Source organism: Micromonospora maritima, assembly GCF_902825405.1.
Classification (GTDB): Bacteria; Actinomycetota; Actinomycetes; order Mycobacteriales; family Micromonosporaceae; genus Micromonospora; species Micromonospora maritima.
In genome coordinates this window covers 1-2,432 of the sequence record NZ_CADEAU010000673.1, presented here as the reverse complement: position 1 = coordinate 2,432, position 2,432 = coordinate 1, and the positions used below count along the sequence as shown (strand labels likewise).

Genomic DNA, 2,432 nt, shown 5'->3' with positions numbered 1-2,432 from the left:
CGCCGGACCGGCCGGCGCGCGAAGAGCCGGCGCGGCCGGGTCAGCCGGCGCTCGGGGTGGCACCGGCCGGCCCGTGCACCCGGTTCACCCAGGCGTCCGGATCGCCCAGCTCGTCGAGCCGGGGCAGGGTGAGCGGGGAGGAGAAGATCTTGTTGAGGCCGGCCATCCCGACCCGGTCGACCACGCCGTGCACGAACTTGCGGCCCTCGGCGTACTGGCGCATCTTGACCTCGATGCCGAGCAGCCGGCGGATCGCCTTCTCCAGCGGGTTGCCGGACTCGCGGCGGCGGTTGAACGCGGCTCGGATCGTGCCGACGCTGGGAATGACCTCGGGGCCGACGCCGTCCATCACGAACTCGGCGTGCCCCTCCAGCAGCGTCATCAACGCGGTCAGGCGGTCCAGCACCGCGCGCTGCGCCGGGGTCTGCACGATGTCGAGCACGCTGGCCCGGCTCTCCGGGTCCTTCACCGCGTCGGAGAGCGTCGCCACCCCGCGGCGCAGTCGCTCCAGCAGGTGCTCGCCACCCTGCGAGGCGTCCACGAACGCCTGCACCTCGCCGAGGAAGTACGCGCGCATCCACGGCACGGCGGTGAACTGGGTCCGGTGGGTCACCTCGTGCAGGCACACCCAGAGGCGGAAGTCGCGCGGGTCGGCGCCGAGCTTCCGCTCGACCTCGACGATGTTCGGCGCCACCAGCAGCAGCTGACCGGGGTCGCCGGCGAAGACCTCGTACTGGCCGAGGACCCGGCCGGAGAGGTAGGCCAGCACGGTGCCGGCCTGCACGCCGGTGAGCCGGGAGCCGATCGCCTCGGTGATCGCGCCGGGCCGCTTGTCCCCGGAGAGCCGCTCGACCAGCGGGGTGACCACCTCGCGCAGCCCGGCGATGTTGGCCGCGGCCCAGTCCCGGCGGTCGACCACCCGCACCGGCGGGTGCGCCACCTGGGCGCGCAGGCCGGTGTAGTCGGCCACGTGCCCGGCGGCCTCCTCGGTCAGCCGGCGCAGGTCGCCCACCACATCGGTGGCCTCCGCGTACGACACGCGAGGGCCCGACTTGCCCAGCGCCCCCGCGGTCGCGGCGGCCAGATCCCAGTCCACGAACTGCGCCATGAACCCACCGTACCCGCGCCGCGACACCCCTACCCGGGCTCGCGCCGGCCGATCGACGCCTGTCGTCAGCGACAGCCGCAGCCGGCCAGCGCGGCGGTGATCCGGTCGAGCGCCTGCCGGGTCTCGTCCAGCGAGCCCTGCGTCCGGTCGGTGAGCACGGCGAAGGTGAGCAGCCGCCCGTCCGCGGTGAGCACCGTTCCGGCGATCGCGTTGACCCCGCTCAGCGTGCCGGTCTTGGCCCGCACCACACCGGCGCCGGCGGCGGTGGCGGCCGCCCGGTAGCGCTCGTCGAGCGTGCCGGACCAGCCACCGACCGGCAGCCCACCGAAGATCGCCGCCAGCTCCGGGTGGCTGCCGTTGCCGGCGAGCGTGATCAGGTCGGTGAGCAGCGACGGGCTGATCCGGTTGGTGCGTGACAGCCCGCTGCCGTCGGCGAGGCTGATCTCGCCGGCCGGAAGCCCCAGCTCGCCGAGCACCTCGTCGGTGGCGGCCGCGCCGCCGGCGAACGAGCCGGGCTTGCCCTTGGCCAGCGCCACCTGGCGCGCCATCGCCTCGGCGATCACGTTGTCGCTGTCACTGATCATGATGTCGACCAGCCGGATCACCGGCAGCGACTCGACCTTGCCCAGCTCGGTGCCGGGCGCCGGGCCGGCCGACCCGGACCCACCGGCGGTCGGCGCGGCGCCCCGGGTCACCTGGGCGGCGCCACCGGTGAGCCCGAGCAGCTTGGCGAACTGCCGGCCGGCGGTCAGGTCCGGCTGGGGCACCCGCTCGGCGGCGTGGTTCGTCTCCTCGGCGGTGCGGCGCGCCAGGGCCGGGTCCTTCCGGGCGCCGTCGGTCATCAGCGCGGTGATCGCCGCGCCGAAGCCGCCGGTGGGGATGTCGGCGTCCCAGCCGGGCTCGAAGACCGGACCGGTGAACAGCGACGAGTCGACGATCACCTTCGTCGGCGCGGTGCCGCCGAGCGCGTCGCGCACCTGGGCGGCCAGGTCGTCCAGCCGGGCCGCGCCCGGGTAGAAGCCGTTCTTGTCCACCCCGAGCGTGGGGTCGCCGCCGCCGACCAGGACCACCTCGCCCGGGTTCGGGCCGGCCACCGCGCGGGTGGGGATCCGGTACGCCGGGCCGCGCGCCGCGAGCACCGCGACGCCGGTGGCGAGCTTGGTCACCGAGGCGGGCACGGTGGGCGTGTCCGGTCCCTTGCCGTAGAGCGCCTCACCGGTGGCCACGTCCGCGCAAGGAGGACCTCGCCCGTGACGCCCAGCTCCGGGTCGAGGCGGAGGCGCGACTGGCGGCCAGTGGGCTGTCCGAGTCGCGTAGCTCCGTC

1 protein-coding gene and 2 pseudogenes are annotated in these 2,432 nt (G+C 75.2%); 1 reads left to right on the top strand and 2 read right to left on the bottom strand.

The window, feature by feature from the left end; all coding sequences use genetic code 11:
• Positions 1 to 40: 40 nt before the first annotated feature.
• Both HUW36_RS30885 and dacB read right to left on the bottom strand, forming a co-directional pair.
• Entirely contained in the window at positions 41 to 1,108 is a 1,068-nt protein-coding gene (locus tag HUW36_RS30885; RefSeq protein ID WP_174531308.1) for a zinc-dependent metalloprotease, read from the bottom strand.
• Between the two features lie 65 nt (positions 1,109 to 1,173).
• Positions 1,174 to 2,337 (bottom strand): annotated as a pseudogene (gene dacB / locus HUW36_RS30880) (D-alanyl-D-alanine carboxypeptidase/D-alanyl-D-alanine endopeptidase); the annotation flags it as partial.
• Here dacB and HUW36_RS30875 point away from each other — a divergent pair.
• A pseudogene (locus tag HUW36_RS30875) lies at positions 2,331 to 2,432 on the top strand (WhiB family transcriptional regulator); the annotation flags it as partial. The pseudogenes dacB and HUW36_RS30875 overlap by 7 nt on opposite strands.